The organism is Bradyrhizobium sp. 199 (genome assembly GCF_023073355.1).
Classification (GTDB): Bacteria; Pseudomonadota; Alphaproteobacteria; order Rhizobiales; family Xanthobacteraceae; genus Bradyrhizobium.
The window spans coordinates 1,008,838-1,035,201 of record NZ_JADPJI010000002.1; the positions used below are offsets into that span (position 1 = coordinate 1,008,838).

Consider the following 26,364-nt stretch of genomic DNA (forward strand, 5'->3'; position numbering starts at 1 on the left):
TAGTTGAGTTGAAATGGCTGATTACTATCCATTGATCGCCCGCGCTATTGCCGCCCTGGATCCCAACGCTCCCGGCGAAAGCCGTCGCGCGCTCTACGAGCGGGCGCGCACGGCCCTGATCGCGCAATTGCGCAGCGTGCAGCCGCCGCTCTCCGAATCCGAGATCACCCGCGAAAGGCTGTCGCTCGAGGAGGCCGTCCGCAAGGTCGAATCGGAGGCGGCCCAGCGTGCCCGCGAGGCCTCGCGCCCCGGTGGGGGCACCCGCAGCGGCAGCAGCGGCGATGCTTTTCGCCGCGCCAGCACAAGAGCCACTGAAGGTAACGCGGCTGCGGCCCCGCCGCGTACGCGTCCGGCTCCGCCACCGCCGCGGGCTGACCGTCCGTCCTTCAACGTCGACGACCAGGGCGATGCGCAGCGTCCGCCGCGCGCGCCCCGTTTCGACGCCCCCCGCCAACCGGGACCGTCTGCCCCGCCGCCGATGCAGGAGCCGCCGGCGGCCGGACGAGATCGCGCCGGTGCGCGCCGTCCGGCTGACGTCGGGCCGCCGCTGCCGCCGGCACCGGGCGTGCGCGGCTTCCGCGACATCACGGCCGATGCCAATGATCTCGGCGGCGCTGCCGCGCAGGCTAGCCGCGCCGCGCGCCGCACCTATGCCAACGTGCCTTCGCCCACGCCGGAATTCGACCGGCTGGAGCCGAGCCTGGAAAACCGCGCCGGCGAGTCCGAGGCGCCCTATTCCTACGACGAGTCGATCGAGGAGGCGGAGCGCTACACGCCGCAGCCGCCTTCGCCGCGTCCGCGCATCGCGCCCGAGCGCGCGCCTAAGAAGCGCGTCCGCACCGGCTCCGCCTTTCCGTTCAAGAGCGCGATCGCCGTCGGCATCGTGCTCATTCTGGTGGGTGCCGGCATCCTCTGGGGCAAGCCCCTGGTTCAGATCGTCAATGGCTTTCTCAAGCCGTCCGCGACACAAGTGGCGGACACGCCGACCCCGACGCAGCCGCAGAGCAAGCCGAAGATCCCCGATCGCGTCGGTCAGCCTTCGGCCAGCGACCAGCCGGTCGCGCCGGTGGCGCAGAAGGTCGTGCTCTATGACGAGGATCCGTCCGATCCGAAGGGCAAGCAATATGTCGGCTCGGTGGTGTGGCGGCTGGAGCCGATCAAGGCGTCGGGCGCCCAGAAGGCCGACGTCGCCGTGCGCGCCGACATCGAAATCCCCGACCGCAAGTTCAAGATGACGATGTCGTTCCGCCGCAACACCGATTCGTCGCTGCCGGCGAGCCACACGGCGGAACTGACCTTCATCCTGCCGCCGGATTTTCCGGGCGGCAGCGTCTCCAACGTGCCGGGCGTCCTGATGAAGTCGAACGAGCAGGCGCGCGGCACGCCGCTCGCAGGCCTCGCGGTCAAGGTCACCGACGGCTTCTTCCTGGTCGGCCTGTCCAATGTCGACGCCGACCGTTCCCGCAACGTCCAGCTCCTGAAGGAGCGCTCGTGGTTCGACGTGCCGCTGGTCTATGCCAACCAGCGCCGCGCCATCATCGCCATTGAGAAGGGCGCCCCCGGCGAGCGCGCCTTCAACGACGCTTTCGCGCAGTGGGGCGATTAACTGGTCTCCAGTAGTCCTTCGTCATTCCGGGGCGCGCGTAGCGCGAACTACCATGCGCGATTGCGCATCTGAGTATCCATCGCACACCACGTGACGTAGAGAAACGGATTCCGGGTTCGGTGCTACGCACCGCCCCGGAATGACGGCCTGGATGGCCGACTTACTGCGCCGTCGCTTGCCGCTTGCGCGAGGCGACCGCCTCGCGGTCCATCACGGCACGGCAGCCGGGGCTGACCTGCGCCTTGTTCCTCACCATGCAGGCTCTCACCCGCGGGATGTCAGGGATTTCACTGGAGCACAGCCGCATCGCATCGCCCGTGCACATCTGCTGCGCTTCGGACGAGAAGGCGAGGCCGGGTGAGGTCTGGAGTGCGATGGCGGCGGTTGCGACGGCGAAGAGCGAAGCGATTGTCTGAGTGCGTGTCATGCAGAATGGGTCCCCGATTTCCCTGGGCTTGAGCCACTTGGTTTTGGGGCGCCGCACGCGACTTGATCTGCCGCATGTCACAGCCTTCACGCCGGGAGCCTTGGTCCCGCATGTGGTCGCTCGATTTCTTGATGTTCGAATCGAAAAGTGCTGCGCCGCCCGAGCGAAGTATGCGCCATTGCGACGCGGCTGCAATGGTCAGCGCAAAGGAATTTGCAGCTGTTGCGTGGACGTCACGCACAACGCGTGCGCGAGGTCAGATCGGCCGATCGACGGAGGCTCTTGCTGGTTCCGCATCGCTTGCGCCGAGCGCGGCGGCGTGTTCCTCGACGGCGGTGACGCCCTTGGCGGTGAGCTCGAACAGGTCGCCGTCCTTCATTACGTAACCGTCCGCGATCAGTTGTCCCATCTTGCCTTGCGAGTCGTCGGCGAAGGCAACGGATTGGCTGATGTCCCGCAGGATCGAGAGTTCTTCGTCGTGCAACATGGCTTCACTCTCCGTTCGCTGGGGATGGTTTTGGCCCTCACATACCGTGGCTCTGAAAGACCTTGCTGCAAGAGCGCGACAGCTTGGCCCGGTTGGCTTGCAGGCAGCCCTGCACGGCCATGTCGTTGCCAAGGTCCTTGCGACAGAAGCGCGATGCGTCGCGCGAGCAGGCCTGCTGTTCCTGCGGCGAGCCCATATGGCCTTGCGCAAGGGCGGGCGCGTTCGACAGCCCGGTCAGTGCCGTCAGCGTGATTGTCGCCAGAAGAAATTTACGGACCATCGGCGGCTCCAATATGACAGGGTCATTCAGGTCCTGTCTGAACTCGTCGCCTTGCCACTTGTTCCCCCAAAGGCGCAGGCCGCCCTGCTATTCAAGGTTCCCGCGGCGCTGCTATAACACTGGAGAAGTGTGAGGATGTTTGATGAAACGCTATCTGGTGTTTGCGCTGGTTGGTCCGTTCGTCGGCGGGTTCCTGTTGCTGCTGACGACGACCTATCAGTCCGGCTATTGGGCCCAGACCAATCTCGGCGAGGTCGGCAAGCTATTCGCAGTGTTCTTCAAGACCCTGCAATACAGCTATCTATTCGGCATCCTGCCCTCGCTGATGATCGGCGCGGTCGACGACATCCTGGTCCATATCAGGCGGATCGGCCCGGGCTTGCGGATGCTGCTGGTCGGCCTGTTCGCCTTCGTGCTGGCCTCGCTCACCTACAGCTCGCGCGGGCCGGATTCGGGCGCGGTGCAGTTCATCCTATACGGCCTCGTCGGGTTCGTACCGGCGGTGATTTCGTCCTGGCTCGTGCATAGATATGTCAAGGAGCCGCAAGTAGCAGCGGCGGCGCCGACCTGAGCGCGCGACCTTAAAGCGCGGCGCAGCAACCTTTGGCCGCGCCGGCGCGTTTTCGAAGGGCCATGACCATGTCCGACGACGATATCCTTGCTCCGCGCCGCTCCCGTTCGGGCAGCGGCCCGCGTGCGACCTCAGGCAAGGCGGCGCCCGGCCCGATCATCGATCAGGAGGGCCATGAGATCCGCCCGGAAACGCCGGAGCAGGGATTTCGCCAGTTTCGCTTCGATTTCGGGCAAGGCAATCCATTCGGCAATCTGACGCGCGAGCAGCGGATCGCGCGGATCGAGGCGATCGCAAAGCTGCTCGACATCGCCTTCGTCCTGCCCGGCACCAACATCCGCTACGGCATCGACGGGCTGATCGGCCTGATTCCCGTCGTCGGCGACATCATCACCACGGCGATCTCGCTGTGGCTGGTGCGCGAGGCCCGCGCGCTGGGCGCGCCCTGGTACATTACCACGCGCATGCTGGGCAATGTCGCGCTCGACGGCGTGGTCGGCATCGTCCCGTTCGCGGGCGACGCTTTCGACGTCATGTTCCGCGCCAACATGCGCAACGTGCGTCTGCTCCGCCGCTGGCTGGAGAAGCAGCCGCGGATGTAGGTGCGCTCCCTTTCCGCAATTGCCTGAGTGTTGTCATGTCCGGGCACGACGCTGTGCAAGCACGACAGCCCCCAAACGCAAAAAGCGCGACGACCATTCGGCCATCGCGCTTTTTGCGCAGATCGTAAGGCTGAGCGAAACTTACGCCGCGTCGGCGTCGGCGCTGGCCTCCACCGGCTTGGGGCGCCGGGGCAGCGGGAAGGCTTCGCTCTCGTAGAGGGAGCGGATGCCGTTCTGGTCGAAACGCGCTTCCTCGACCTGGAGATAGGCGCCGTTCAGCGAATCCGTCGGCAACTGCTCCATCGCGAACTGCACGGCTTCGGCCGCGGTGCCAAACCGGCGATAGGTGAAGCCTGCGCGCTTCTTCTTGCGGATCGCGGCGGGGAAGAGCTCGGCGGAGGTGTTGAAGTTGAACGGACGCAGTGGACGCATGGTCAAAGACCTCGTGATCTTGTCTGGGGCTTTAAGCGCGTGGGGTTTGGGAGGGCAGGGGCCGCAATCGAGCGGGCCCCCCGCACATGCCATTTCGACCTCTAATATAGGCCGTTTTGACAAAAATGCGACCCCCGCGATGGGAGATGATGAATCCACGCATGGCAGCCCCGCGACCGCGATAAACGGTGTAATTCCAATATGTTGAATGGCTTACAACTTGCCAAGAAGCAGCAGGACGACCAGCACCGCGAGCACGACGCCGCCGATCCCCATGCCGGAATGGCCCAGGCCATAGCCATAACCGCCCACGCGGCCGGACAGGCCCCCGAGCAGATAAATGATCACCAGAATGATCAGGATGGCCCCGAGCGACATGGCTTCCTCCCTGGCGGCCGCCCAAATGCGATGTTCGGCCGCACCGCCAGAGAAGAAAAGCACATCGCGGGGTCGGCTTCCATGAAGGAACCCCAACCCCGCGAGCCGATTATTTCGGCTCCAGCTTCAGCGCCGCCGAGTTGATGCAGTAGCGCAGGCCGGTCGGTCCGGGGCCGTCGGGGAAGACGTGGCCGAGATGACCGCTGCACTTGGAGCAGAGCACCTCGGTGCGGATCATGCCGTGGCTGACGTCCCGCTCCTCGTCGATATGGCTCTCGGCGGCGGGCTGGGTGAAGCTCGGCCAGCCGCAACCGGAATCGAACTTGGCGTCAGACTCGAACAGCACGTTGCCGCAGCCGGCGCAGAGATAGGTGCCGGCGCGCTGGTCGTGCTCATATTCGCCCGAGAAGGGACGCTCGGTCGCCTTCTCGCGCAGCACGGCGTACTGCATCGGTGACAATTCGCGCCGCCACTGCTCTTCGCTCTTGATAACCTTGTCGTCCGTGGTTTTCGTTTTGGTGTCGGGCATGGGTCTCCCGTTCTTTAGATGATTTCGCGATCAGTTGGTGGCCTTGCTGGCACTGACCAGCGTCGGCTTTTCAATGTAGTTATCCGCGAACAGCTTTTTCAGGTTCTCGACCTTCGGCAGGTCGTTATAGGCGATGTAAGGCTGGTTCGGGTGCAGCGTCAGATAGTCCTGGTGGTAGGCCTCCGCCGGGTAGAACGCCTCCAGTGCGCCGACCTTGGTCACGATCGGCTTGCTGAAGACCTTGGCGCCGTTGAGCTGAGCGATATAGGCCTCCGCCACCTTCTTCTGCTCGTCCGAGGTGGTGAAGACGGCCGAGCGATATTGCGTGCCGACGTCGGGGCCTTGGCGGTTGAGCTGGGTCGGGTCGTGCGCCACCGAGAAGTAGATCTGGAGGATCTTGCCGTAGGAGATCTTCTTCGGATCGTACTTGATCTCGACGGCCTCGGCGTGGCCGGACCGGCCGCTCGAGACCGTCTGGTAGTCGGCGGTGGCCTTGGTGCCGCCGGCATAGCCGGAGACCGCGTTGACGACGCCTGCGGTGTGCTGGAAGACGCCCTGCACGCCCCAGAAGCAGCCGCCGGCGATCACGGCGGTCTGGATCCCGCTCGCTTGTGCCGTGTCCATGGCAGGGGCGGGGATCACGACCGCATCCTCCGCAGCCCGGGACGGCGTGGCAAAGGCCAGCGCAAAGGTGATCGAGAGGGCGGTGGTTGCGGCCAGCAGGGAGGCGAGGGCAGGTCGGCGCATGGCGGATCCTCTTTCGGAAGGTCTGACAGTCTAAAGCGATCGCGGCCGGACGAACAGTTGTGACGGCCGCCTTTTCGCATCATCCGAGCTACGGACGCAGCCGCCGATTGTTACGGCGGGACGGACACGAGTCCGTGAAATGAGCCGCGCGGCACCGTCCGGCGAGCGCCGCGCTTGGCGAGACAGGGAACTCCGCGCTAGATGAACCGGGGCGATCGACGATCGACTCAACATGAAATCCGGTGGCTGGAGCAGGCCTGACAACATGCTGGGCGTCGTTTCACTGGTCCTCGTCATTCTGGCCGCCGGCGTGTCGAGCGCCGCGGCCGACCCGCTAGCCGACGACCTCGCCACCTGCCGCGACCGCCAGGCGGACGTGCAGGCCCGCGCCAATGCCTGCGAAAACCTGCTGAAAGCCGACAAGGTCGTCGGCAAGGACAAGGCGATCGCGCTCTCCGCGCGCGGCAACACGCTGATCAACAAGCGCGATTACGACCACGCCATCGAGACTCTGACCATCGCGCTCGATCTTGATCCGGACAACGTCATCGCCCTCAACCTGCGCGGCCTCGCCTATGAGCGCAAGGGCCAGGATGACCTCGCCATGGCGGACTATAACCTCGCGCTCGAGAAGCGCCCCACCTACGGTGTGCCCTACAACAATCGCGGCGTTATCCACGCACGCAGGGGCGCGGTGCAAAGTGCGGTCGACGATTTCAGCCTGTCGATCAAGTACACGCCGAAATTCCTGCTCGGCTGGACCAATCGCGCCCGCGCGCGCACGCTGCTGAAGGATTTCGACGGCGCGATCGCCGACTTCGCGGAGGCCGAGAAGATCGATCCGGCCGCCCCGCAGATCGCCGGCAACCGCTGCATCACTTACGGCATGATGAGGCAATTCGATCGGGCCTTTGCCGACTGCAACCGCCTGATCGAGAAACAGCCGAAGAACGTGTTCGTGATCAACAATCGGGCAGATGTCAGCATGATGAAGGGCGACTTCGATGCCGCCCTGAAGGACTACAACACAGTGATCCAGATCAACCCCAACAATGTTCGCGCCCATTCCGGCCGCGGCCAGATCTACGAGCGTCGGAAGGAGCTGGCGCAAGCCCGCGCCGACTATCGCGCCGCGGCCTATTCGCTGACGAAGTTCGACTACACCGAGGTCGCGCACGCCCGTGCCATTGCGCAGGAGCGGCTCGCCGCGCTAATGCCGCAGAGGCCGGGGGCCGCGCCCGGCCGCCGCGTCGCGCTGGTGATCGGCAATGGCGCCTACAAGAACGCCCACGCGCTGCCGAATCCGCCGCGCGATGCGAAGCTGATCGCAAGCGTGCTGCGCGATCTCGGCTTCCAGAGCGTGATGGATACGAACGACCTCACCCGCGACAAGTTCTTCCAGACGCTGAAAGCCTTCGCCGAGGAAGCGGAAAAGGCCGATTGGGCGGTGGTGTATTACGCTGGCCACGGTTTCGAGATCGGCGGGGTGAACTATCTGGTTCCGGTCGACGCCAAGCTCACCGCCGACAAGGACGCCGAGACCGAGGCCGTCGCTCTGGAGCAGGTGATCGCCGCCGTCGGAGCCGCCCGAAAGCTGCGTCTCGTCGTGCTGGATGCCTGCCGCGACAATCCGTTCGCGCCGGCCATGCAGCGCACGCTGTCGCTGAAGCTGGTCGACAAGGGCTTTTCCAACATCGAGCCCGGCGCCGGCTTCATGGTGGTCTACGCCGCCAAGCATGGCGAGACCGCGATGGACGGCGACGGTAGCGCCAACAGCCCGTTCGCCACTGCGCTCGCCCGCGAGATCAAGCAGCCCCGCATCGAGATCCGAAAACTGTTCGACATCATCCGCGACGACGTCTGGGCCGCCACCAGGCATGGCCAGCAGCCGTTCACTTACGGCTCGCCGCCGGGACGCGAGGATTTTTATTTTGCGGCAGGGAAGTAGCTGCGGTTGGGATGCGACGACAGCGCCTCATTTGCAGTGCCGTAGGGGGCAAGGGCGCAACGCGCCTGCCCACGATCTCTCCCTATAAGGAATAAAGCGCGTGGGCACGCTTCGCTTTGTCCACCTTACGGCAGCGGTGTTCTAAACAACGATGCTCAGCCGCTTCGCCGCCCGCGTGATCCCCGTGTAAAGCCACCGTGCCCGGCTCTCCTGAAACGCAAAGCTCTCGTCGAACAGCACGACGTCGTCCCATTGCGAGCCCTGCGACTTGTGCACGGTGAGCACGTAGCCGTAGTCAAACTCGTCATAGGGCTTGCGCTGCTCCCAGGCGATCTGCTCGACGCCGCCCTCGAAGCAATCGGCGCGCACCGAGACCTTGGTCACCTTGTGGCCGAAATCCTCGTCCGGCGACAGTCGCATGGACAGAATGCGCGATTTCGAGCGCGAGGTGTTGCGCGACTTCACCCGCCACAGGCCGCCGTTGAACAGGCCTTTCTTGCGGTTGTTGCGCAGGCACACCAGCTTGTCGCCGGCGACCGGAAAGACGTCCTCGATGTTCTGGCGCTGGCGCACGCGCATATTGTAGGCGCGCCGGGTATTGTTGCGGCCGACCAGGACCTGGTCCGCGCTCATGACCCGGTCAGGGTCGAGCTCTTTGCGCGACACCACCTCGCTCTCGCCGTAGCGGCCGATGTCGAGCTCGCGGCCCTCGCGGACATCCATCGACATCCGTACGATCGGATCGTCCTGGGCCTGGCGGTGCACCTCGGTCAGCATCGCGTCCGGTTCGGTATTGGTGAAGAAGCCGCCGCCCTGGATCGGCGGCAGCTGCGCGGGATCGCCCAACACCAGCAGCGGACAGTCGAACGACATCAGGTCGCGCCCGAGTTCTGCGTCGACCATCGAGCATTCGTCGATCACGATCAGCTTCGCCTTCGAGGCGGGCGCGTCGTCCCACAATTCGAAGCTCGGCTGCTCCTCGCCGGATTCGCGGGTACGGTAGATCAGCGAATGGATGGTGGAGGCCTCGTCGCAACCCTTGTTGCGCATGACCAGGGCGGCCTTGCCGGTGAAGGCGGCAAATTTCACCTCGCCGTCGACACCGTCGGCGATATGCCGCGCCAGCGTGGTCTTGCCCGTGCCGGCAAAGCCGAACAGCCGGAACACCGGCGGCGTGCCGTTGCGGCCGGGTTTTGCCTTGAGCCAGTCGCCAACGGCTTTGAGCGCGGCATCCTGATGCGGGGTGAATGTGGCCATGTCTGCTTTGAGAAAGGGCGAAATCGACCGATTCGCCATCCCCAAAGCTAACCATTCGCACCATGGGTTCAAGCGCAGGGACGCCGTATCTCTTGGCCATCCTTCGAGACGCCCGCCTTCGGCGGCCCCTCAGGATGAGGACGGAGTTCGGGCTGCAGTTTCAGAAGGCCAAAATGCCGCTTTGCCTCACCCTTCAGGAGGACGCGGTCCAGCTGCCTTGATTAGATCAACCGGGTCCGGAGCGAACGCAGTTGCCCGCCGCACCATCAGCGTTGCGTTGATCGTGCGCGAGCCCAGGCGATGTCCGCGCGGCGGAATTGGGACTTCGTAGACAGCGCCGACGCGCGCATTAAGATGGCGTCAACAACAATAATGCGGGAGAGCGACGCCATGAAGTTCGGCATCTTCTACGAGCTGCAACTGCCGCGGCCCTGGGTGGCCGGCGACGAGCTCGCCCTCTACCAGAACGCGCTGTCGCAGATGGAGCTCGCCGACAAGCTCGGCTACGACCATGCCTGGGTGGTCGAGCATCACTTCCTCGAGGAATATTCGCACTCGCCGTCGCCGGAATCCTTCCTCGCCGCGGCGAGCCAGCGCACCAAGACCATCCGGCTCGGCCACGGCATCCTCCAGCTCACCACCAATCATCCGGCCCGGGTCGCCGAGCGTGTCGCGGTGCTGGATCTGCTCTCGAACGGCCGCTGCGAGTTCGGTATGGGCGAGAGCGCGTCCATTACCGAACTCACCCCGTTCGGCCGCGACATGGAGACCAAGAAGGAGGTGTTCGAGGAGGCCGTGGCGGCGATCTTCCCGATGTTCAGGGACGCCGGCTCCGAGCATCACGGCAAATATTTCGACATCCCCTTGCGCAACGTGGTGCCCAAGCCCGTGCAGAAGCCGCATCCGCCGCTCTGGATGGCCTGCTCGCAATTGCCGACCATCGAGCGCGCCGGCCGCCACGGTTTTGGCGCGCTCGGCTTCCAGTTCGTCAGCGCCGACGCCGCCCATGCCTGGGTGCACGCCTATTACAACGCCATGACCAAGCGGCTCCACAAGCTCGCGGACTACGAGATCAACCCGAACATGGCGCTGGTGTCGTTCTTCATGTGCGCCAGGACCGACGAGGAGGCGCGTGCGCGTGCCGACGGCGCCACCTTCTTCCAGTTCGCGCTGCGCTTCTACGGCGCCTCGCAGAACCGCCAGCGGCCCGCGCCCTACACCGTCAACATGTGGGACGAGTACAACAAGTGGAAGCGCGACAATCCCCAGGCGCAGGAGGCGGCCCTGCGCGGCGGCCTGATCGGCTCGCCCGAGACGATCCGAAAGAAGCTGAAGCGGTTCCAGTCCTCGCACATCGACCAGGTCATCTTGCTCAACCAGGCCGGCAAGAACAGCCACGAGCACATCTGCGAATCGCTCGAGCTGTTCGGCCGCGAGGTGATGCCGGAGTTCCAGAACGACCCGGCGCAGGAAGCGTGGAAGAGGAGCGTGATGAGCGGCGAGACCAAGCTGGAGGAGATCGACACCGAGGCTTTTACGGATCGCTACGGCAAGCTGGCCATCAACGTCGCGGAGGGCAAGGCGGCGGTGGGGTAGGGCGTGGACGCGTCGGCGAACGACGCCAGCCTATGCAGCTGTAAGCCGCCACCGATGATCAACGCATCCATGCGGCGGTCTGCCGCGGAGCAGACGAGCTTTCTCGGCTTCAAACATTGATCTGACAACCATTGCAACGTTTTCCCACTTTCCGCGTTCGGGAAGAGGTGGTGCCATCTGCGTCCTCTGACGCAATTGCGCGTGAGCCTGCCGCGATCAAGTCGCAGGCGGCACTGTCGGGGCGGCGATGATGCCCCGTGGCCTGATTACGGCCGGTACACACGCGCCGCGCATGATCGCCCCATACGCATATCCGGCTGTCACCTTCGCTCTGCATTGCCCCTCCTGCTCGCTCGTCGCCACCAGCAGCCGCAAGCTGCGAGGAACGATTCACCAAAGCGTGAGTTCGTCTTCGAAATCCAAGAAGCGCAGCAAGAGGGTATTGCGATGACACGATCAGTGGAGGAGTTAAGGCGCGAGTCCGAGCGCAGCCGCGCCGAACTGGCATCAACGGTAAGCCGATTGAAGGACCAGATTTCGGACACCGCCGACGACATTCGCCACAAGGTGTCGCCGCAGCACATCAAAACCGAAGTCAGCGAATATGTCAGCCACAAGACCCAGAGTTGGGTCGAAGGACTGAAGCAACAGATCATGGACAATCCGATGGGCGCAGTGGCTGCGGGCGCCGCGGTGGGAGTTCCGTTGCTGCGGATGGCGCGAGGTGTGCCGTTGCCACTTCTCATGATCGGGGCCGGGCTTGCCTTGACGTCCAAGACGGTGCGCGATCGCGCTGTAGACGCCGCCGGCCCAGTCATGGACCAAGCGGGCCGGATGCTCGAGGAGGTGACCGAGGGCGCCCGAGATATGCAGGGCGACGCCAGAGAGAGGCTATCTTCCGTTCAAAGCCGAGCCGCAGGGATGGCTGGTGATGTGCAGGAGCAGGCTGCCGGTCTCGCCGCAGATCTGCGGGAGAGCGCGGCGCGGGCCGCCAATTTCGCAAGTGAAAAGCTCAGGAGCGGCATGGATGCAACCAAGGATGCCGCTGCGAGCGCGCCCGATCAGGCGCGTCAGACCATCGGCGACAATGCCGCCCTGATCGGAGGGCTGGGCATCGCGATCGGCGCCATCCTCGCCGCAGCTCTGCCGGCGACGAAGGCTGAAGCGAAGGTGATGGGCCGGGCGAGCGATGGGGTGAAGCAGGCTGCGGCCGCTGCGGCGCAATCCGGATTCGAGGCCGCGAAGGACATGACACATTCGGCAGCCGATGCTGCGTCGCAGAAGGTGGCCGGTGCCGATCTCGGCGAACATGCCAGCCGCATGACGCAGAACATGGCTGACACGATGAAAGAGGCTGCCGACGAGGTGGTCAAAGCTGCCTTTAGCCCTTCCCAAACCAACACTTGAAGGAAACATCATGAGCGATTTAGACCCCCACAACGTCACGCAATTTGCAAAGAACCAGGACAAAGGCGCCGCGAAGGACATCAAGGAACAGATTGGAGATGCCGGCGCGGAGATGAAGCAGCGCGCGGGTGACGCTTTCCGCGCATCGGCCGATCTTGCGCGAGACAAGTTCGGCGAGGCCGCAGATGCAGCAAAGGGCGTCGCGGACGGCACCGTCGACCAGATCCAGAGCCAGGCGCGCGAGCAGCAGCGATCGGGTGCCGATTTCGTCGAGCGCCTCGCGGACAACATCCGGGAGGCCGGCCGGGCTTTCGAGAGCGACGTGCCATTCGCGGCACGCGGCATCGATTCCGCCGCGGACTATGTCGAGGATGCCGCGCAGAAGATCCGGGACGGAAGCTTCCGGGACATCCTCGAAGGCGCAACCGATTTCGCCAAACGTCAGCCCGCGGCCTTTCTCGGTCTGTCTGTGCTCGCTGGTTTTGCCGCCGTGCGTTTCCTGAAAGCATCGGGTGGGCCATCGTCGTCCCCAGGGCAGCGCGACACCACTGGCAGTTCGTCACCGGGAAGCGGTCAGAAGGCGGGCGGGACCTCGTTTTCGGCCGGAGAACAACCCTGGTCTCAGGAGCCCGGGGGCCGCAACCCGCAGACGCAGCAAGCCTCAACCTCTCAGGGCAGCACCATACCATGAGCATCGAGCGCGATATCACAACCAGCAAAAGTGAGTTCAGCGAGATCTCGACGTTGCTTGGCGATGCCATGTCGCAGTTCGCCAAGCTCTTCCAGAACGAGATGGACCTGGCAAAGGCGGAGTTTGGTGACAAGCTTCAGAAGATCGGCGGCGCGCTCGGCCTGATCGTAGGCGGGGCCGTTTTGGTGATCCCGGCTATCGTCATGGCCCTGTTCGCCCTGTCCGCCGCATTGATATCCGCGGGATGGTCGCAGCCGCTGTCATATCTGACGTCGGCAATCATCGCTGCGGCCATTGCCGCGGCGCTCGTCGCTGTCGGCATCAACCGGCTTGATATGCGTCAGCTGACCCCCCGCGAAACGATCGGGCAGCTCCAAAAAGACAGGGACACCGTGAAGGGAATGGTGCGATGAGCAGCACAAAAACCGGCTTTATCGACAACCTGGTGACGGCTGCCCGGGACAACCCCCTCGCCGCCGCGCTGATCGGAGGCGGAGCGCTCTGGCTCTTGACCGGCGATCAGAGGCTGAAGACCGTGGCGCGGTCGGCGGCGGAGGCCGTCGCGCCTGTTGCCGATATCGGGACGAGTGGTTTCAGGTCCGCAGCATCTGCCGTCAAGCAGACCGTGGCGCCTCCGACCGCACCCGATATGGACGAGGACGGCTCGCTGGGTGTCGGAGAGACTCTGCGCGGCGCGAGCGCCGCCGCTTCCGACGCGGTCTCGCAAGCTGCCGACAGCGTCAGGGATAGGTTCGACGAGGGCGTCGCCTTCGCGCAGGAGCAGTTCAGCAAGCTTGGTAACAAGGACGCCATGAACAGCGCGAAATCGTCACTCGCAGACATGCTGGAACGGCAACCGCTCGTGCTTGGTGTCGTGGGCGTCGCGATTGGTGCCGCCGTCGCAGGCGCATTTCGCACCTCCGGGATCGAGAACCAGTATATCGGCGAAGTCAGCGACGAGGTGAAGGCTGACCTGAGCCGGCGCGCCGGTGCGGTCTCGCAGGCCCTGCGCGAAGCCTCGGACACGGTCGTCGCTGAAATCAGCGACACCGGCGCCGAGGTCGTGGACCGGGTCAAGCAAGCCGGCATGGATGCCGCGGCAGCTGCCCGGGCGGAGGTGAAGTCTCCCCAGTGAGACGACAAAAAGGGGCGCGCTGACAGCGCGCCCCTTTTGCTTGAGCGTGATCAGGCAGGCTTGCAAGCAAGCCGCTGCGCAGAAGTCGGCGTTTAGATCGCGCGCCGTTGTCGTCCGACGAAGAAACCATACACAAAGAGCACGATGATGGCGCCGACGACGGCACCAATGAGCCCCGCGCCCTCCCCGGGACGGTACCAGCCAAGTGCTTGGCCAAGGTAGGTGGCAACAAAGGCGCCGACGATTCCGAGGATGGTCGTCAGGATGAACCCTGAGGGTTCGTTGTCACCAGGCATGATGAACTTGGCGATCACCCCCGCGATAAAACCGATAATGATAGTCCAGATGATACTCATTCTCCGCTCCTTCTGAATAAAACGACGGCGACGACACCAAGGCTACGAGCTCGGTATACGCCCCTCAGGCGTGTACTTGTCGACGGCCTGGGGAAGCTCGCGCGATAGCCTTGCGAGGATTTCCTCCTGCGAAAGCCCGGTTTCCTTCTCGAGCTTGTCCAGCACGTCGGGGCCGATGGCTTCCCGCAGCTGCGGGGGCGCGATATCCTTGTTGGGCCCTGAGCCCACCCAGGACTGAGCTGCGTCCCCTTGGCCATTTTGGTTGAATTTCTCCAGCAGCTCGCCGATTCCTCCCTGCAGGAGTCCTCCGACACCTGCCCCGCTCAGCATACCCGTGAGATTGCCGAGCAGGCCGCCCAGCGGCTGTTGGGCATTGGCGGGTTCGAGAGATCCGGATCCCGGGCCTTTGAGCAATTCCGCCAGCTTGTCTCGATTCTGATAACCGGCGATAGCGAGCAGTCCGAGAAGGGCGGTCATGGACGGCATTCCACGGCTCATCTGTCACTCCGTTAAAGATTGGACAGTTGGAACTCGGCTGATGCGGTTCTGTTCCCGGCGGCCTTCTCAGCTTGCCGATCTGGCCAGTCAAATCGAATGGAAGACGCACGAACCTAGTCCCAATATGGAATGGCCGGGCGGGCGATCATCAGCCAGAAGATCATCAGCACGGCTGCGAACGCCGGAAAGCCGAAGGCGAACCACGATCGGAAGAGATGGTGATACCGGGCAGGCAGCTTGGTGTTTGTCGCAACCGCTGCGACGGCAAGATCGCGCATCTGCATCTGCATCCATACCACCGGCAGCCAGAAGGCGCCGGTCACCAGATAGAGCGCGATGGAGGCCGCAACCCAGCCCTCGCCGAGGGAATACCCGCTCGACCAGGCAAGCCATGTGCCGGTGATCGGCTGCAGGATCACGGCGCTCGCCGTGAACAGGAAGTCAGCCAGCACCACGGTCCGCGCGACCCCCGCGATCTCGCGCGGGTCGCCGCGCAGATGCGCCACCAGCATGAAGAATGCGATGCCGGCACCAGTGCCGAGCAGGACGGCCGCACCGATGATGTGCGCCATCTTCACGAGGAAGTAGAGCATCAGCGATCCTCCCGGATCGCCATGGCGACCAGGTTGAGCATGATGACCGGCCATATCTTCAGCATGGGTCCGAGCGGATCGGCCCACAGCCGCGGCACCAGCGCCGTCCCGATTACGGCATAGGTGAGCGAGATGATCAGTGCTGCCCACAACCCGTAGCGGCTCAGTGGGCGCCAAAGGATGGCGAGGCCAATGACGAGGTCGGCGAGGGCGCCTGCGGTGACGGTGACCGCCGCGAATCTCTCCTGCAGCCCGCCCTCCCGCAGCAACGACATGCCGATATTCCAGCCCGGGCCGAGCGAGATGATGCCGGTGCCGATCCAGAACAGGCCGAAGATGCCGAAGATCAGCGGCTTGAGCGCATACAGCCGCGCGAACCAGCGCTCCTGCACCGAGGCGGGCTCGCGTGCGAGTTCATCTGCAAGTTCGCGGGGGCTCACGCCAGTCATTTGGCGCCAAGGCTCGGGATCTCCGGTTGCGCCGCGCCGCATCTCCGCCTGCGCGGTCGAATTGATGGGTGTTTTCCAACCCAGCATCTGCGCGACGTCACCCGCGCGGTAAGCGGCCGAAGCTGCCCAGGACGGCAGGTGCAGGCGGTAGGCCGGCCTCCAACGCAACCAGCCGCGAAGCAGCGCGACCGCGTCGCTGAAGGCAATCCGCTCTGGGCCGGCCAGCTCAAGCGCGACGCGCGAGGGAGCGCCCGGTCGCAGAAAGAACACCACCGTCTCAACCACGTCGTCGAGATGCACCGGTTGAATCGCTGCCGTGTCCGGCATGACGGGCAGAATCGGCAGTGCTGCCAGTCCGCGCAGCAGCGCGCTGCCACCATAGGCGGGCCGGCCAACTACGACCGAAGGCCGCAATACGATCCAATCAAGGTCCCGCGCCATCAAGGCGGCTTCGCCCTCTTGCTTGGTGCGGGAGAAATCGCTGCGGGCATCGCGATCGACGCCGATCGCCGAGAACAGGATGACACGGCGGACGCCCATGCTTTCACAGGCCGCATAAAGCGCCGCGCTGCCGGCGACGTGGACCCCTCGCATGTCCTGTCCCTGCAGGGCGCCCGCCGCGTTGATGACGGCATCGACGCCCGCAAGAACGCCCTTCCATTCCGAACTGTCCGTGTTGCGCGCGAGATCGAGGGTGATGTGGTGCCTGCCGGCCGCCGTTACCGGGTGGCGGGACGCCAATACGCATTCATGTCCTTCGGCGGACAGTCTGCCGTAGATTGCGGACCCGATGAGCCCCGTACCCCCAACGAGAAGGATGCGCATTGATTGGGTCCCTCGAGGCAACGGGTATAGGGAAGCGTCTGATCAGAACTGAGATGCAGGCGAACAAGGCGGAGCCGACGCAATCGTTCCTCGCCGCGGAACCGGCGGATTCGGCTAAAGCCGCGCCCTTGTTTGGGAAAAGGTACGGTCCGAGGGTGAATTAGCGCCCCCAAGTGTTCACTTTGTAACACAAGTAAACGACATGGGAGGTGTTCCAGCATACAGTCAGTCCATGCATGCAGGATCTCAGTCTTATCGGTCCCTCGAAGCGCTCTGCCGCGCTCAAGCTGCCCTTACGTCTACGCCGGCGGCAAAGCTGGAGCTGGAGCAGATGGCGCTTGAGTATAGGCGGCTGGCGGAACGGCTCGAACGTCAGCCCCCGGAGGCTTGATCCCCGAAGTGAGACGGCGTTATTCCGGGCCGAGATCAAAGCCGGGATGGATGATGATGTCCCGCGGCCCACCCGGGTTCTGGCTCTGAGCCTCGGTCCTTCTTGTGCTCCCTTTCAGGATGCCCGCACGTGCACACCGCGCGATGCGTGTTCCGCCGCTGAGCACTGCAGCTTGCCGCGGCTGCCGGTTTGACCTGCCAAGGGTAGGCGACCTTACACGAGATCATCGAAGCTCTGTCGCGTCGGCGCTTGCGCCCTCTGCGTCGAAGAATGTGCGGCGCAGCGGACGAAAATTGATGCCGTTTTTAACAATGTAAATGTCTGAGCTGGTCCTTCCCGGCTACAGCAGGTCATCCATCGTGAGAGGGGCCCATGTTTGATCTACAAACGACGGCAATGCTGCGTCTGGTCCTTGATGAGGTCTGTGCCGACGTGGGCCAGTATGAAAATTCAGTTCGGGCGCACGTCGCCTCCAAGCTGCTCGAAGCAGCGGCCCTGCCGGATCTGACGATTGAAGATCTCAAATTGACGGGGCGCGAGGCGCTCAGTCGCGCTCCGACGATGTGGCGCCGATGCTGACGGTCGAGATGAAGTTCATCACGGGGCACGCGTTCGCTGCTGCCTGATCGTCAACCCATTTCGGGGCCGCACCGCAAAGAGCTTTTTTTTTGAAAGCGTAACGATGCAAGATCGCACCCAGAGACGCCGACGTGTCAAACAGACGCACAGCTTGACAGAACGCCTGCTTGCGTCCGCCGCCCTCGCCAAGTCCAGGGCGCAACAGATGGCGCCCGGTCAAGACCGCGACCTCCTGTTGCGCAAGGCCCGCGAAGCGGAAGCCGCCGTCGCCCTTGAAAGCTGGATTCGCGGGAATGGCTCGCCTCACTGATCGGGAAGGTTTCTTGCCTCTCCGCTGATTGCGACCCGGCAATACGCGTCTTCCGGTCCCCCGCACTTGCTGCTAGAAACAGGCACAAAGCTGAGGGAGGAAACGATGCGGTCCCACGGGACAGGCTCAGGCTTGGGCTCGGGCTTGACGGCCGGCGATATCACGCCCGCGGTGCTCGCCATCGGCCGCTCCGATTTCCCGAACATCCTCATCGACACGCTGCGCCGGCAGGCCGATGTCGGCCATTGCATGGTGTTCGCGCTGAAGCGCGCGGGTGCCGCGACCTGCCTGCTCGATGCCGGCAATATCCCGATCGGCGGCGATCTCGGGGCGGCCTATGCCGGCCAGTTCCACCAATCCGACCCCAACCGCGACGTGCTGTTCGAAGCCGAGGGCGGCGCCCCGATCATGCTGCCGTCCTTCGCGCCCCGCATGTACGGGGCGCGCTACCGCAAGATCTTCTTCCACGATTCCGGCATCGTCGACAAATGCGCGACCGCGATCTGGACCGGCGACACCTGCTTCTACGTCAACTTCTATCGCATCACGGCCCAGGGCCGCTTCAGCGATGCCGAGCGTGCGCGGCTTCAAACAATCGCGCCGGCGATCGGTGCCAGCGTCGCACGTCATTTCCAGCAGGATTCGACCGCGACGCCCGACCAGAACCTCGCCGCCCTGTTCACGGCACGCGCGCCGCTCTCCGCGCTGACGCCGCGCGAGCAGGAGGTCTGCCGCCGCATCTTGCTCGGCTTCAGCTCCGAAGCGATCTCACAAGCGCTCGGCATTAGCCTGCATTCCACCCTGACCTACCGCAAGCGCGCCTATGAGCGGCTCGGTATCTCCTCGCAGAACGAATTGTTCTCGATCGTCCTGGGTCTGCTCGCGAGTCCGCGTGGCCTGAACTGAGGGGACTCGAAGTCCGCAATGTCTGCTTGCGAGATCAAAGCGGACACGTGGCCCGCCCGCCAGGATCGTCGCCTGTTGACCCACCGCCGACCTTTCGCTTGAACTCCTCAGATGACCAGCAAGGGCACGGAAAGGTCGTTATAATCAATCACGATCGTAGCCTTCGCTTCCGGTCGACAGCTCCGAAGATAAAGCCGCTGTCCCTCGACGTAGCGTCGGTTCGATGGAGCCGCAGGATCGGCTGATGAGCCGTCGCGCGAAGCGCAGCGCGCAACGGACACGGCAAAGTCTGTTCGGAGGAATACTGAAATGTCCCAGTAGGTGAGCAGGTCGGGCCGATGCAGGAAGATCCCGTCTATCAGCAAAATGGAAGAGGGCAGCGCCTCCGACTCATGGGCAGGTACAATGTCATCAGTCACGTGATCGAAGATGGCCCGACAATACCTGCAGGAACCACCAGGGCTGAGCGGGTCTAACAGGTATCGCTTCAACGCCGAATAATTGTACGAGTCCTCGAAAAAACCTTCCGGTGAATGTCTGCCCCGCTGATATCTGACCGCCTTGGGATTATGAAATCCGTCCACTGATGCTCGAATAAGAGGTCGCCCCCGGGCCGCGACGAGACTTCCGAGCTCATCGGCGAATGTAGTCTTTCCAGCCCCGTCGACGCCATCGATGGCCACGCGGAGCGTTCGACCCGGCGACGTCGCTACAAGGCGATCGGCCAACTCGTTTAAAAGCTTCTCTCTCTTTGCCATCTGGATCGATGCGCTGAGTGTTACTGGAGCCTACAGGGAAGCGGTTCGCTTCGGCAATTGGCCCTTCGCTTCCGCTGACGCGGCGTAGCCAAATCCGGCTTCATAGCTCGGATCGGAAGTTTGCGTTAACCATCGTTGACGCTCCAGCCTTAGCCGCAATCGCTTCGAAGTTTCTTAAATTTTGCCGGGTACCTCTCTCGGGTATGGTGACCTGGAGAAGGGTATGAGTAAGCGGCCCAAGCGCGGCAAGAAGGTAGAGACGCTCGCACTACCGATGGTCGCGAGAGTTGGAATTGGCGCCGTGGCCGTCGCCGCATTGGGCTACGGTTTGCTGTCGAGCCCGGCGAGCGTGCAGCCGACACGGAAGCCGTCCGCGCTCCAGGCCCAGGCGTCGTCAACGCCGGTTTACGTGGCACCTCCGGTCCATGCAGCAGCGTCGGCTCCGGCTCCGATTGCGCCTCTGGTCGAACCGCCAAAAGCCGCTGACGGTCCCGGAGCATTGGTCCGGCAAGTGGTTGACTACGCGAGCCACCAGGCGCCGGGCACCGTGATCATCGATACCAAAAACACGTTCCTCTATTTCGTTCTGAACGACACGCAGGCGCTGCGCTACGGCATCGGTGTCGGCCGCGAAGGTTTCACATGGTCCGGTGAGCAGACCGTGGCCCGCAAGGCGGAATGGCCGGATTGGCATCCGCCCGCGGAGATGGTCACGCGTCAGCCCTATCTGCCACGGTTCATGGCAGGCGGTCCCGGCAACCCGCTTGGTGCCCGCGCGATGTATCTCGGCGAGACCGAATATCGAATTCACGGCACCAACAACCCCGATACGATCGGGAAACGGGTGTCGTCCGGCTGCATCCGGCTGACCAATGAGGACGTCATGGACCTCTATGAGCGGGTGAAGGTCGGCGCGAAAGTGATCGTGCTTCCGGCGACCGCCCGTCGGCCCTCCCAGGGCGCGCCGGCCGACGCCGCTTTGCGATTGCCGGACCCGACATCGGCATCGAAGCGGCCGTTGGCGGCCAACGCGCAGATGCTGCCGTCCGGAGCGAAGATCGCCGAGGTGCAGTAATTCGGTTGGGTCCGTCCCTATCGCTAGGGACAGACGCTGCCACCGCATTTCGCTAGTCTGTCCTGAATCACGAGATCCCAGGGGAGACCGTCTTGAGCACCGCGCCGCGCATCGACATCGACCCGGCCGAATTCTGGGCCGATCCCTATCCGATGCTCGCGAAAATGCGCAAGCAGGCGCCGATCGCCTTCGTGCCGCAGCTTGGCTCGACGCTGCTGACCAGCCGCGACGACATCTCGATCTCCGAGAAGCAGATCGACGTGTTCTCCTCGCACCAGCCCGCCGGCCTGATGAACCGGCTGATGGGCCACAACATGATGCGCAAGGACGGCGAGGCGCATCAGGTCGAGCGCCGCGCGATGTTTCCGACGGTGTCGCCGAGGACGGTGAAGGCGCACTGGACCGCGCTGTTTCAGGCCCATGCCGACCGCATTCTCGAGGCGATCGAGCCGGGGCGGATCGATTTCATGCGCGACTTCGCGCTGCCGTTCTCCGGCGAATGCCTGAAATCGATCACCGGCCTCACCAATATCGGCTTTGAGGACATGGATGCGTGGTCGCAGGGCATGATCGAGGGCATCGCCAATTATGCCGGCGATCCCGCGGTCGAGGCACGCTGCCATGCGGCGACCTCAGGCATCGATGCCGCGATCGACGATATCCTGCCGGTGATGCGCAAGAATCCCGACCAGAGCATCCTCGGCGTGCTGCTCGCCTCCGGCATGGCGATGGAGAGCGTGCGCGCAAATGTAAAACTCGCGATCTCCGGCGGCCAGAACGAGCCGCGCAAGGCGATCGCCGGCACCGTCTGGGCGCTGCTGACCCATCCCGAGCAGCTCGATCTCGTGCGCAAGGGCGAGGTGACCTGGCTGCAGGCATTCGAGGAATACGTCCGCTGGATCTCGCCGATCGGCATGTCGCCGCGCCGCATCGCCAAGCCGTGGATGATCCGCGACGTGTCGTTCGAGCTCGACGAGCGCGTGTTCCTGATGTTCGGCTCGGCCAATCGCGACGAGAAGCATTTTGACGGCGCCGATCAGTTCGATGTGCGGCGTGATACGACGAAGAGTGTCGCGTTCGGCGCCGGTCCGCATTTCTGCGCCGGCGCCTGGGCCTCCCGCGCCATGATCGCGGACGTCGCCCTGCCGACCGTGTTCGCCCGCGCCAGGCAGCTTGCGTTGGCCGATGATGAGGAGGTGCGGATCGGCGGCTGGGCGTTCCGCGGGCTGCAGAATTTGCCGGTGCGGTGGCATTAGCTGGTGAGCCGCCGCCCTTTCCCTCATGATGGCATCCTGCCACTGTGTTGCCCAATGGGTCAAGCCAAAATTCGCAAAAAGAGAAATTCGTTCTGAGCCAAGCGCTTGGCTACTGTGCATGGGGTTGTTTTCACAATTTTGAGTTTCCGGCCCCTGATATTGCGATTGTCACATTCGCGTGCAGAAAAAATTCGCGCTGTGCTGGCCCCACCGATTGAAATATTAGTCATGCGCGCTGCCTCGTGCGCAGTGCGCGCGTCGCTATTTTTCCGCGCGTCTCGACACCTCCGATAGACCGCACCATCATTCCCGACGCGACTGAAGAATGTCGCGCGGGAGTGTTGAATGCAGCGTCGAGACTTTCTGAAACTTTCTGTTGGAACTGCAGCCGCCGCTGCATTCACCTCGCGCGGCAGTGCGCAGAGTGCGGTGAAGGAAATTCGTATCGGCTATCAGAAGACTGGCGTGCTGGTCATCGCGCGTCAGCAAGCTTCGCTGGAAAAACATTTCACTGCCTTGGGCATCGACGTGAAATGGATCGAGTTCTCCTCGGGCCCGCCGATGATGGAGGCGATGAACGTCGGCAGCGTCGATTTCGGCGCGGTCGGCGATTCTCCGCCGGTGTTCGCCCAGGCCGCGGGCGCGGCCATCGTCTATGCCGCCGGCCAGCCCATCACCAACGGTCAGGGCATTCTGGTGCCGAAGGATTCGCCGATCCGCACGATCGCCGATTTGAAGGGCAAGCGCATCGGCTTCACCAAGGGCTCCAGCGCCCACAATATCGTGGTGCAGACCCTGGAGAAGGCGGGTCTCACCTACGCCGACATCACGCCGGTCTATCTGACGCCGCCGGACGCAGGTCCCGCCTTTGCCAACGGCAGCATCGAGGCCTGGGCGATCTGGGATCCGTATTTCGCGATCGGCGAGACCAAGCAGGGCGGCCGCATCCTTATCAATTCGCGCGAGGTCACCAAGACCAATTCCTTCTACATCGCCAATCGCGAGTTCGCCAGGAATCACGGCGCGATCCTGCAACAAATCGTCGACGTCACGGCCGCTGCCGGCAGATGGGCCGAACAGCACCGCGACGAGGTCGCCAAATCGCTCGCCGCGATCACCGGAGTGCCGCTGGACATTCAGGCTGTCGCTGCCAAACGCGCGAACTTCGTGGTCGGGCCCGTCACTGACGACATCGTCGCGACCCAGCAGGGCGTCGCCGACCGCTTCTACAAGCTCGGTTTGATCCCGGAGCCGATTCAGATCCGCGACATCGTCTGGCGCAACCCGGCAGCCTGATCGTGCCCACCACTCTTCCCATCCACAAGGGTTTGAACATGAGGCGTATCATTCAGCGTCTGATCGCAGCCATCGTGCTGTCGATCGGCATCGTCGCCGCGGCGGTCGGCACCTCCTATGGTCAGGACAAGGTGGTCCGCATCGGCTACCAGAAATACGGCAAGCTGGTGCTGCTCAAGAGCAAGGGCACGCTGGAGCCGAAGCTCGCGGCCGATGGCTACAAGGTGGTGTGGACCGAATTCCCGTCAGGTCCGCCGTTGCTCGAGGCGCTCAATGTCGGCGCCATCGATTTCGGCAACACCGGCGAAGCCCCTCCGATCTTCGCGCAGGCCGCCGGCGCGCCGATCCAGTATGTCGCCTATGAGCCGCCGGCCCCGAAGGGCGAGGCGATCCTGGTGCCGAAGGACAGTCCGCTCAAATCAGTCGCGGACCTCAGGGGTAAGAAGGTCGCGCTCAACAAGGGCTCCAACGTCCACTACCTCCTGGTCAAGGCGCTGGAGAAGGCCGGCGTAAAATATTCGGACATCGAGCCGGTGTTCCTGGCTCCCGCCGATGCCCGCGCCGCCTTCGAGCGCGGCGCGGTCGACGCCTGGGTGATCTGGGATCCGTTCCAGGCCGCGGCCGAAGCCGCCACCGGCGCGCGCACGCTGGCCGACGGCAGCGGCATCGTCGCGAACTACCAGTTCTATTTCTCCTCGAAGAAGTTTCTCGATGCCAACCCGGCAGTGGTTGACGCCGTGCTCGCCGAGCTGAGCGCGGTCGACGATTGGGCCAAGGGCGACATCCATGCGGTGGCTGAACAGCTGGCGCCGTCGATCGGATTGCCGGTCCCCGTGGTCGAGGTGGCCTTGAGGCGGCAGTCCTACGGCATCAAGCCGATCACCGATGCCGTCATCGCCGACCAGCAGCAGGTTGCCGACGCGTTCTTCGCGCTGGGCCTGATTCCCAAATCCATCAAGATCTCCGACGTCGCGCGGAAGTCAGGATCGTGAGCAAAGTCATGACCAAGCCAAGCAACCCTAACATCCTTTGGTTCCTGCCGACCCACGGCGACGGCCGCTATCTCGGCACCGGCATCGGCGGCCGCGAGGTCAACTTCAACTATCTGCGCCAGATCGCGCAGGCTGCCGACCAGCTCGGCTATTTCGGCGTGCTGCTGCCGACCGGACGATCTTGCGAGGATTCCTGGATCGTCGCATCCTCGGTCGCACCGTTTACCGAGCGGCTGCGCTACCTCGTGGCTGTCAGGCCTGGCCTGCAATCGCCGAGCGTGGCCGCGCGCATGACGGCGACGCTCGACCGCATCACGAACGGTCGGCTCCTCGTCAACGTCGTCACCGGCGGCGATCCCGTCGAGAACAAGGGCGACGGCATCTTCCTGTCCCATGACGAGCGTTACGAGGTCACCCGCGAGTTCCTGGGCGTCTATAGCGACCTGCTCGCCGGCAAGACCGTCGACGTCGAAGGCAAGCACATCCATGTCGAGGGCGGCAAGCTCTTGTTCCCGCCGGTGCAATCGCCGCGGCCTCCATTGTATTTCGGCGGCTCGTCCGATGCCGGTATCGACGTCGCGGTCGACACCGTCGACAACTATCTCACCTGGGGCGAGCCGCCGGCGCTGGTGGCCGAGAAGATCGCGAAGGTGAGGGAGGCAGCCAGCCAGCGCGGCAGAAAACTCTCCTTCGGCATTCGCCTTCATGTGATCGTCCGCGAGAGCAATGAAGCGGCCTGGCGCGCGGCGAACGAGCTGATCAAGCATGTCAGTGACGACACCATTGCGCTCGCGCAGAAGAACTTTGCCCGCATGGACTCCGTCGGCCAGCAGCGCATGGCGCAGCTGCATGGCGGCAAGCGCGACAAGCTCGAGATTGCCCCGAACCTGTGGGCCGGCGTCGGTCTCGTGCGCGGCGGCGCCGGCACGGCGCTGGTCGGCGATGCCGAGACGGTCGCGGCGCGCATCAGGGAGTATCAGGAGATCGGTATCGATACCTTCATCATGTCCGGCTATCCGCATCTCGAGGAAGCCTATCGCTTCGCCGAGCTGGTGTTCCCGCTGCTCGCGCTGGAGCAACCGAGCAACGTGACCAAGCTGCATTTCAACGGCGGTCCGTTCGGCGAGACGGTCGGCAGCGATTTCCGTCCTCAGCACCGGGTGTCACAGTCATGAGCCTGATCGACAGCATCCCGCTTCCGCGCCGCGTTCGCCTGCCGCGGGTCGACGGCCTGATCCAGTGGATCGTGCCGCTGGCCATCATAGCGATCTGGCAGGTCGCGAGCGTCACCGGTTTCGTGCCGACCCGCGTGCTGCCGGCGCCGAGCGACGTCCTGCTCGCCGGCTGGAAGCTGCTGCTCTCCGGCGAGCTCGTTCGCAACATCTGGGTCTCGTTCTGGCGGGCATCGATCGGCTTTCTGATCGGCGGCAGCATCGGCTTCGCCTTCGGCCTCGCCAACGGCCTGTCGCAGCTCTCGGCCAAGCTCACGGACACCACGCTGCAGATGGTGCGCAACGTGCCGCATCTGGCGCTGATCCCGCTGGTCATTCTGTGGTTCGGCATCGACGAGAGTGCAAAGCTGTTTTTGGTGGCGCTTGGGGTGTTCTTCCCGATCTATCTCAACACGCTGCACGGTATTCGTACCGTCGATCCGCAGTTGATCGAGATGGGCCGCATCTACGGCATGAGAGACGGCGAACTGTTCCGCCGCGTGATCTTCCCGGGCGCGCTGCCCTCGATCTTCGTCGGCATCCGCTTCGCGCTCGGCATCATGTGGCTGACCCTGATTGTCGCCGAGACCATCGCGGCATCCTCAGGGCTTGGCTACATGGCGATGCAGGCGCGCGAATTCATGCTGATCGACGTCGTCGTGCTCTCGATCCTGATCTACGCCCTGCTCGGCAAGCTTGCCGACAGCGCCTCCCGCGTGCTGGAGCGTTTGACGCTCTCCTGGCACCCCGCCTTTCAGAAACGTTGAGCAGAAATA

30 protein-coding genes are annotated in these 26,364 nt (G+C 63.9%); 17 read left to right on the forward strand and 13 right to left on the reverse strand.

Features of this window, described 5'->3' with window-relative positions:
* Positions 1–13: 13 nt before the first annotated feature.
* Entirely contained in the window at positions 14–1,606 is a 1,593-nt protein-coding gene (locus IVB28_RS04805) for a hypothetical protein (RefSeq protein ID WP_247524896.1), read from the forward strand.
* Between the two features lie 160 nt (positions 1,607–1,766).
* Here the strand turns inward: IVB28_RS04805 and IVB28_RS04810 are convergent, their stop codons facing one another.
* The 3 genes from IVB28_RS04810 to IVB28_RS04820 all read right to left on the reverse strand — a co-directional run bounded on the left by IVB28_RS04810 (position 1,767) and on the right by IVB28_RS04820 (position 2,800).
* Complete coding sequence (locus IVB28_RS04810; protein ID WP_247524897.1) at positions 1,767–2,033, reverse strand: hypothetical protein; 267 nt, start codon at positions 2,031–2,033, stop codon at positions 1,767–1,769.
* A gap of 256 nt (positions 2,034–2,289) precedes the next feature.
* On the reverse strand, positions 2,290–2,520 hold the full coding sequence (locus IVB28_RS04815; RefSeq protein ID WP_247524898.1) for a hypothetical protein: 231 nt from the start codon (positions 2,518–2,520) through the stop codon (positions 2,290–2,292).
* Between the two features lie 37 nt (positions 2,521–2,557).
* Entirely contained in the window at positions 2,558–2,800 is a 243-nt protein-coding gene (locus IVB28_RS04820) for a hypothetical protein (protein WP_247524899.1), read from the reverse strand.
* A 142-nt stretch (positions 2,801–2,942) separates the two neighbouring features.
* Here IVB28_RS04820 and IVB28_RS04825 point away from each other — a divergent pair, with 142 nt between their 5' ends.
* Entirely contained in the window at positions 2,943–3,371 is a 429-nt protein-coding gene (locus IVB28_RS04825; protein WP_247524900.1) for a DUF5413 family protein, read from the forward strand.
* A gap of 62 nt (positions 3,372–3,433) precedes the next feature.
* Entirely contained in the window at positions 3,434–3,973 is a 540-nt protein-coding gene (locus IVB28_RS04830) for a DUF4112 domain-containing protein (RefSeq protein ID WP_247524901.1), read from the forward strand.
* 141 nt (positions 3,974–4,114) lie between these two features.
* Here IVB28_RS04830 and IVB28_RS04835 read toward each other — a convergent pair whose 3' ends face one another.
* The 4 genes from IVB28_RS04835 to msrA all read right to left on the reverse strand — a co-directional run bounded on the left by IVB28_RS04835 (position 4,115) and on the right by msrA (position 6,059).
* Positions 4,115–4,405 (reverse strand): hypothetical protein, encoded by a 291-nt coding sequence (locus IVB28_RS04835; protein ID WP_247524902.1) that lies wholly within the window; start codon positions 4,403–4,405, stop codon positions 4,115–4,117.
* Positions 4,406–4,618: 213 nt separating this feature from the next.
* The gene (locus tag IVB28_RS04840; protein ID WP_247524903.1) at positions 4,619–4,783 is read right to left on the reverse strand and encodes a DUF3309 family protein; all 165 of its coding nucleotides are present in this window, start codon (positions 4,781–4,783) and stop codon (positions 4,619–4,621) included.
* Positions 4,784–4,892: 109 nt separating this feature from the next.
* A complete protein-coding gene (gene msrB, locus IVB28_RS04845) occupies positions 4,893–5,312 on the reverse strand; it encodes a peptide-methionine (R)-S-oxide reductase MsrB (protein WP_247524904.1) in 420 nt (139 codons plus the stop codon).
* Between the two features lie 30 nt (positions 5,313–5,342).
* A complete protein-coding gene (gene msrA, locus IVB28_RS04850) occupies positions 5,343–6,059 on the reverse strand; it encodes a peptide-methionine (S)-S-oxide reductase MsrA (protein WP_247524905.1) in 717 nt (238 codons plus the stop codon).
* A 265-nt stretch (positions 6,060–6,324) separates the two neighbouring features.
* Here msrA and IVB28_RS04855 point away from each other — a divergent pair, with 265 nt between their 5' ends.
* Positions 6,325–8,007 (forward strand): tetratricopeptide repeat protein, encoded by a 1,683-nt coding sequence (locus IVB28_RS04855; protein WP_247525342.1) that lies wholly within the window; start codon positions 6,325–6,327, stop codon positions 8,005–8,007.
* Between the two features lie 141 nt (positions 8,008–8,148).
* Here IVB28_RS04855 and IVB28_RS04860 read toward each other — a convergent pair whose 3' ends face one another.
* On the reverse strand, positions 8,149–9,264 hold the full coding sequence (locus IVB28_RS04860; RefSeq protein ID WP_247524906.1) for an ATP-dependent RecD-like DNA helicase: 1,116 nt from the start codon (positions 9,262–9,264) through the stop codon (positions 8,149–8,151).
* Positions 9,265–9,654: 390 nt separating this feature from the next.
* Here IVB28_RS04860 and IVB28_RS04865 point away from each other — a divergent pair, with 390 nt between their 5' ends.
* From IVB28_RS04865 to IVB28_RS04885, 5 genes are all read left to right on the forward strand, one after another.
* Positions 9,655–10,860: an LLM class flavin-dependent oxidoreductase gene (locus IVB28_RS04865; protein ID WP_247524907.1), complete on the forward strand. Its 1,206-nt coding sequence runs from the start codon at positions 9,655–9,657 to the stop codon at positions 10,858–10,860.
* 336 nt (positions 10,861–11,196) lie between these two features.
* Positions 11,197–12,267 (forward strand): DUF3618 domain-containing protein, encoded by a 1,071-nt coding sequence (locus IVB28_RS04870; protein ID WP_346730707.1) that lies wholly within the window; start codon positions 11,197–11,199, stop codon positions 12,265–12,267.
* A 10-nt stretch (positions 12,268–12,277) separates the two neighbouring features.
* Entirely contained in the window at positions 12,278–12,958 is a 681-nt protein-coding gene (locus tag IVB28_RS04875; RefSeq protein WP_247524908.1) for a hypothetical protein, read from the forward strand.
* Positions 12,955–13,371 carry a phage holin family protein gene (locus IVB28_RS04880; RefSeq protein ID WP_247524909.1) on the forward strand — a complete coding sequence of 139 codons (417 nt, stop codon included), beginning with the start codon at positions 12,955–12,957 and terminating at the stop codon, positions 13,369–13,371. The genes IVB28_RS04875 and IVB28_RS04880 overlap by 4 nt, the downstream gene beginning before the upstream one ends.
* Entirely contained in the window at positions 13,368–14,093 is a 726-nt protein-coding gene (locus tag IVB28_RS04885; RefSeq protein ID WP_247524910.1) for a hypothetical protein, read from the forward strand. The genes IVB28_RS04880 and IVB28_RS04885 overlap by 4 nt, the downstream gene beginning before the upstream one ends.
* Before the next feature lie 92 nt (positions 14,094–14,185).
* Here IVB28_RS04885 and IVB28_RS04890 read toward each other — a convergent pair whose 3' ends face one another.
* The 4 genes from IVB28_RS04890 to IVB28_RS04905 all read right to left on the reverse strand — a co-directional run bounded on the left by IVB28_RS04890 (position 14,186) and on the right by IVB28_RS04905 (position 16,814).
* Complete coding sequence (locus IVB28_RS04890; RefSeq protein WP_247524911.1) at positions 14,186–14,449, reverse strand: GlsB/YeaQ/YmgE family stress response membrane protein; 264 nt, start codon at positions 14,447–14,449, stop codon at positions 14,186–14,188.
* A gap of 42 nt (positions 14,450–14,491) precedes the next feature.
* Entirely contained in the window at positions 14,492–14,947 is a 456-nt protein-coding gene (locus IVB28_RS04895; RefSeq protein WP_247524912.1) for a YidB family protein, read from the reverse strand.
* A 113-nt stretch (positions 14,948–15,060) separates the two neighbouring features.
* Positions 15,061–15,540 (reverse strand): DUF2269 domain-containing protein, encoded by a 480-nt coding sequence (locus IVB28_RS04900; protein ID WP_247524913.1) that lies wholly within the window; start codon positions 15,538–15,540, stop codon positions 15,061–15,063.
* Positions 15,540–16,814 (reverse strand): SDR family oxidoreductase, encoded by a 1,275-nt coding sequence (locus IVB28_RS04905; protein WP_247524914.1) that lies wholly within the window; start codon positions 16,812–16,814, stop codon positions 15,540–15,542. The genes IVB28_RS04900 and IVB28_RS04905 overlap by 1 nt, the downstream gene beginning before the upstream one ends.
* A 763-nt stretch (positions 16,815–17,577) precedes the next feature.
* Between IVB28_RS04905 and IVB28_RS04910 the strand changes: the two genes are divergently transcribed.
* Together IVB28_RS04910 and IVB28_RS04915 are read left to right on the forward strand one after the other, a co-directional pair.
* Positions 17,578–17,784 carry a hypothetical protein gene (locus IVB28_RS04910; protein WP_247524915.1) on the forward strand — a complete coding sequence of 69 codons (207 nt, stop codon included), beginning with the start codon at positions 17,578–17,580 and terminating at the stop codon, positions 17,782–17,784.
* 415 nt (positions 17,785–18,199) lie between these two features.
* A complete protein-coding gene (locus IVB28_RS04915) occupies positions 18,200–19,000 on the forward strand; it encodes a helix-turn-helix transcriptional regulator (protein WP_247524916.1) in 801 nt (266 codons plus the stop codon).
* A 107-nt stretch (positions 19,001–19,107) separates the two neighbouring features.
* Here IVB28_RS04915 and IVB28_RS04920 read toward each other — a convergent pair whose 3' ends face one another.
* A complete protein-coding gene (locus IVB28_RS04920; protein WP_247524917.1) occupies positions 19,108–19,758 on the reverse strand; it encodes a uridine kinase in 651 nt (216 codons plus the stop codon).
* Positions 19,759–19,981: 223 nt separating this feature from the next.
* Between IVB28_RS04920 and IVB28_RS04925 the strand changes: the two genes are divergently transcribed.
* From IVB28_RS04925 to ssuC, 6 genes are all read left to right on the forward strand, one after another.
* The gene (locus IVB28_RS04925) at positions 19,982–20,833 is read left to right on the forward strand and encodes a L,D-transpeptidase (protein ID WP_247524918.1); all 852 of its coding nucleotides are present in this window, start codon (positions 19,982–19,984) and stop codon (positions 20,831–20,833) included.
* Positions 20,834–20,925: 92 nt separating this feature from the next.
* Positions 20,926–22,089, forward strand: coding sequence for a cytochrome P450 (locus tag IVB28_RS04930; protein ID WP_247524919.1), 1,164 nt, complete (start codon positions 20,926–20,928; stop codon positions 22,087–22,089).
* A 345-nt stretch (positions 22,090–22,434) separates the two neighbouring features.
* Complete coding sequence (locus tag IVB28_RS04935) at positions 22,435–23,385, forward strand: sulfonate ABC transporter substrate-binding protein (protein WP_247524920.1); 951 nt, start codon at positions 22,435–22,437, stop codon at positions 23,383–23,385.
* 38 nt (positions 23,386–23,423) lie between these two features.
* The gene (locus tag IVB28_RS04940) at positions 23,424–24,377 is read left to right on the forward strand and encodes a sulfonate ABC transporter substrate-binding protein (protein WP_247524921.1); all 954 of its coding nucleotides are present in this window, start codon (positions 23,424–23,426) and stop codon (positions 24,375–24,377) included.
* Between the two features lie 8 nt (positions 24,378–24,385).
* Complete coding sequence (ssuD, locus tag IVB28_RS04945; RefSeq protein ID WP_247524922.1) at positions 24,386–25,552, forward strand: FMNH2-dependent alkanesulfonate monooxygenase; 1,167 nt, start codon at positions 24,386–24,388, stop codon at positions 25,550–25,552.
* Positions 25,549–26,355, forward strand: coding sequence for an aliphatic sulfonate ABC transporter permease SsuC (ssuC, locus tag IVB28_RS04950; RefSeq protein ID WP_247524923.1), 807 nt, complete (start codon positions 25,549–25,551; stop codon positions 26,353–26,355). Before ssuD ends, ssuC begins: the two co-directional genes overlap by 4 nt.
* Positions 26,356–26,364: the final 9 nt, after the last annotated feature.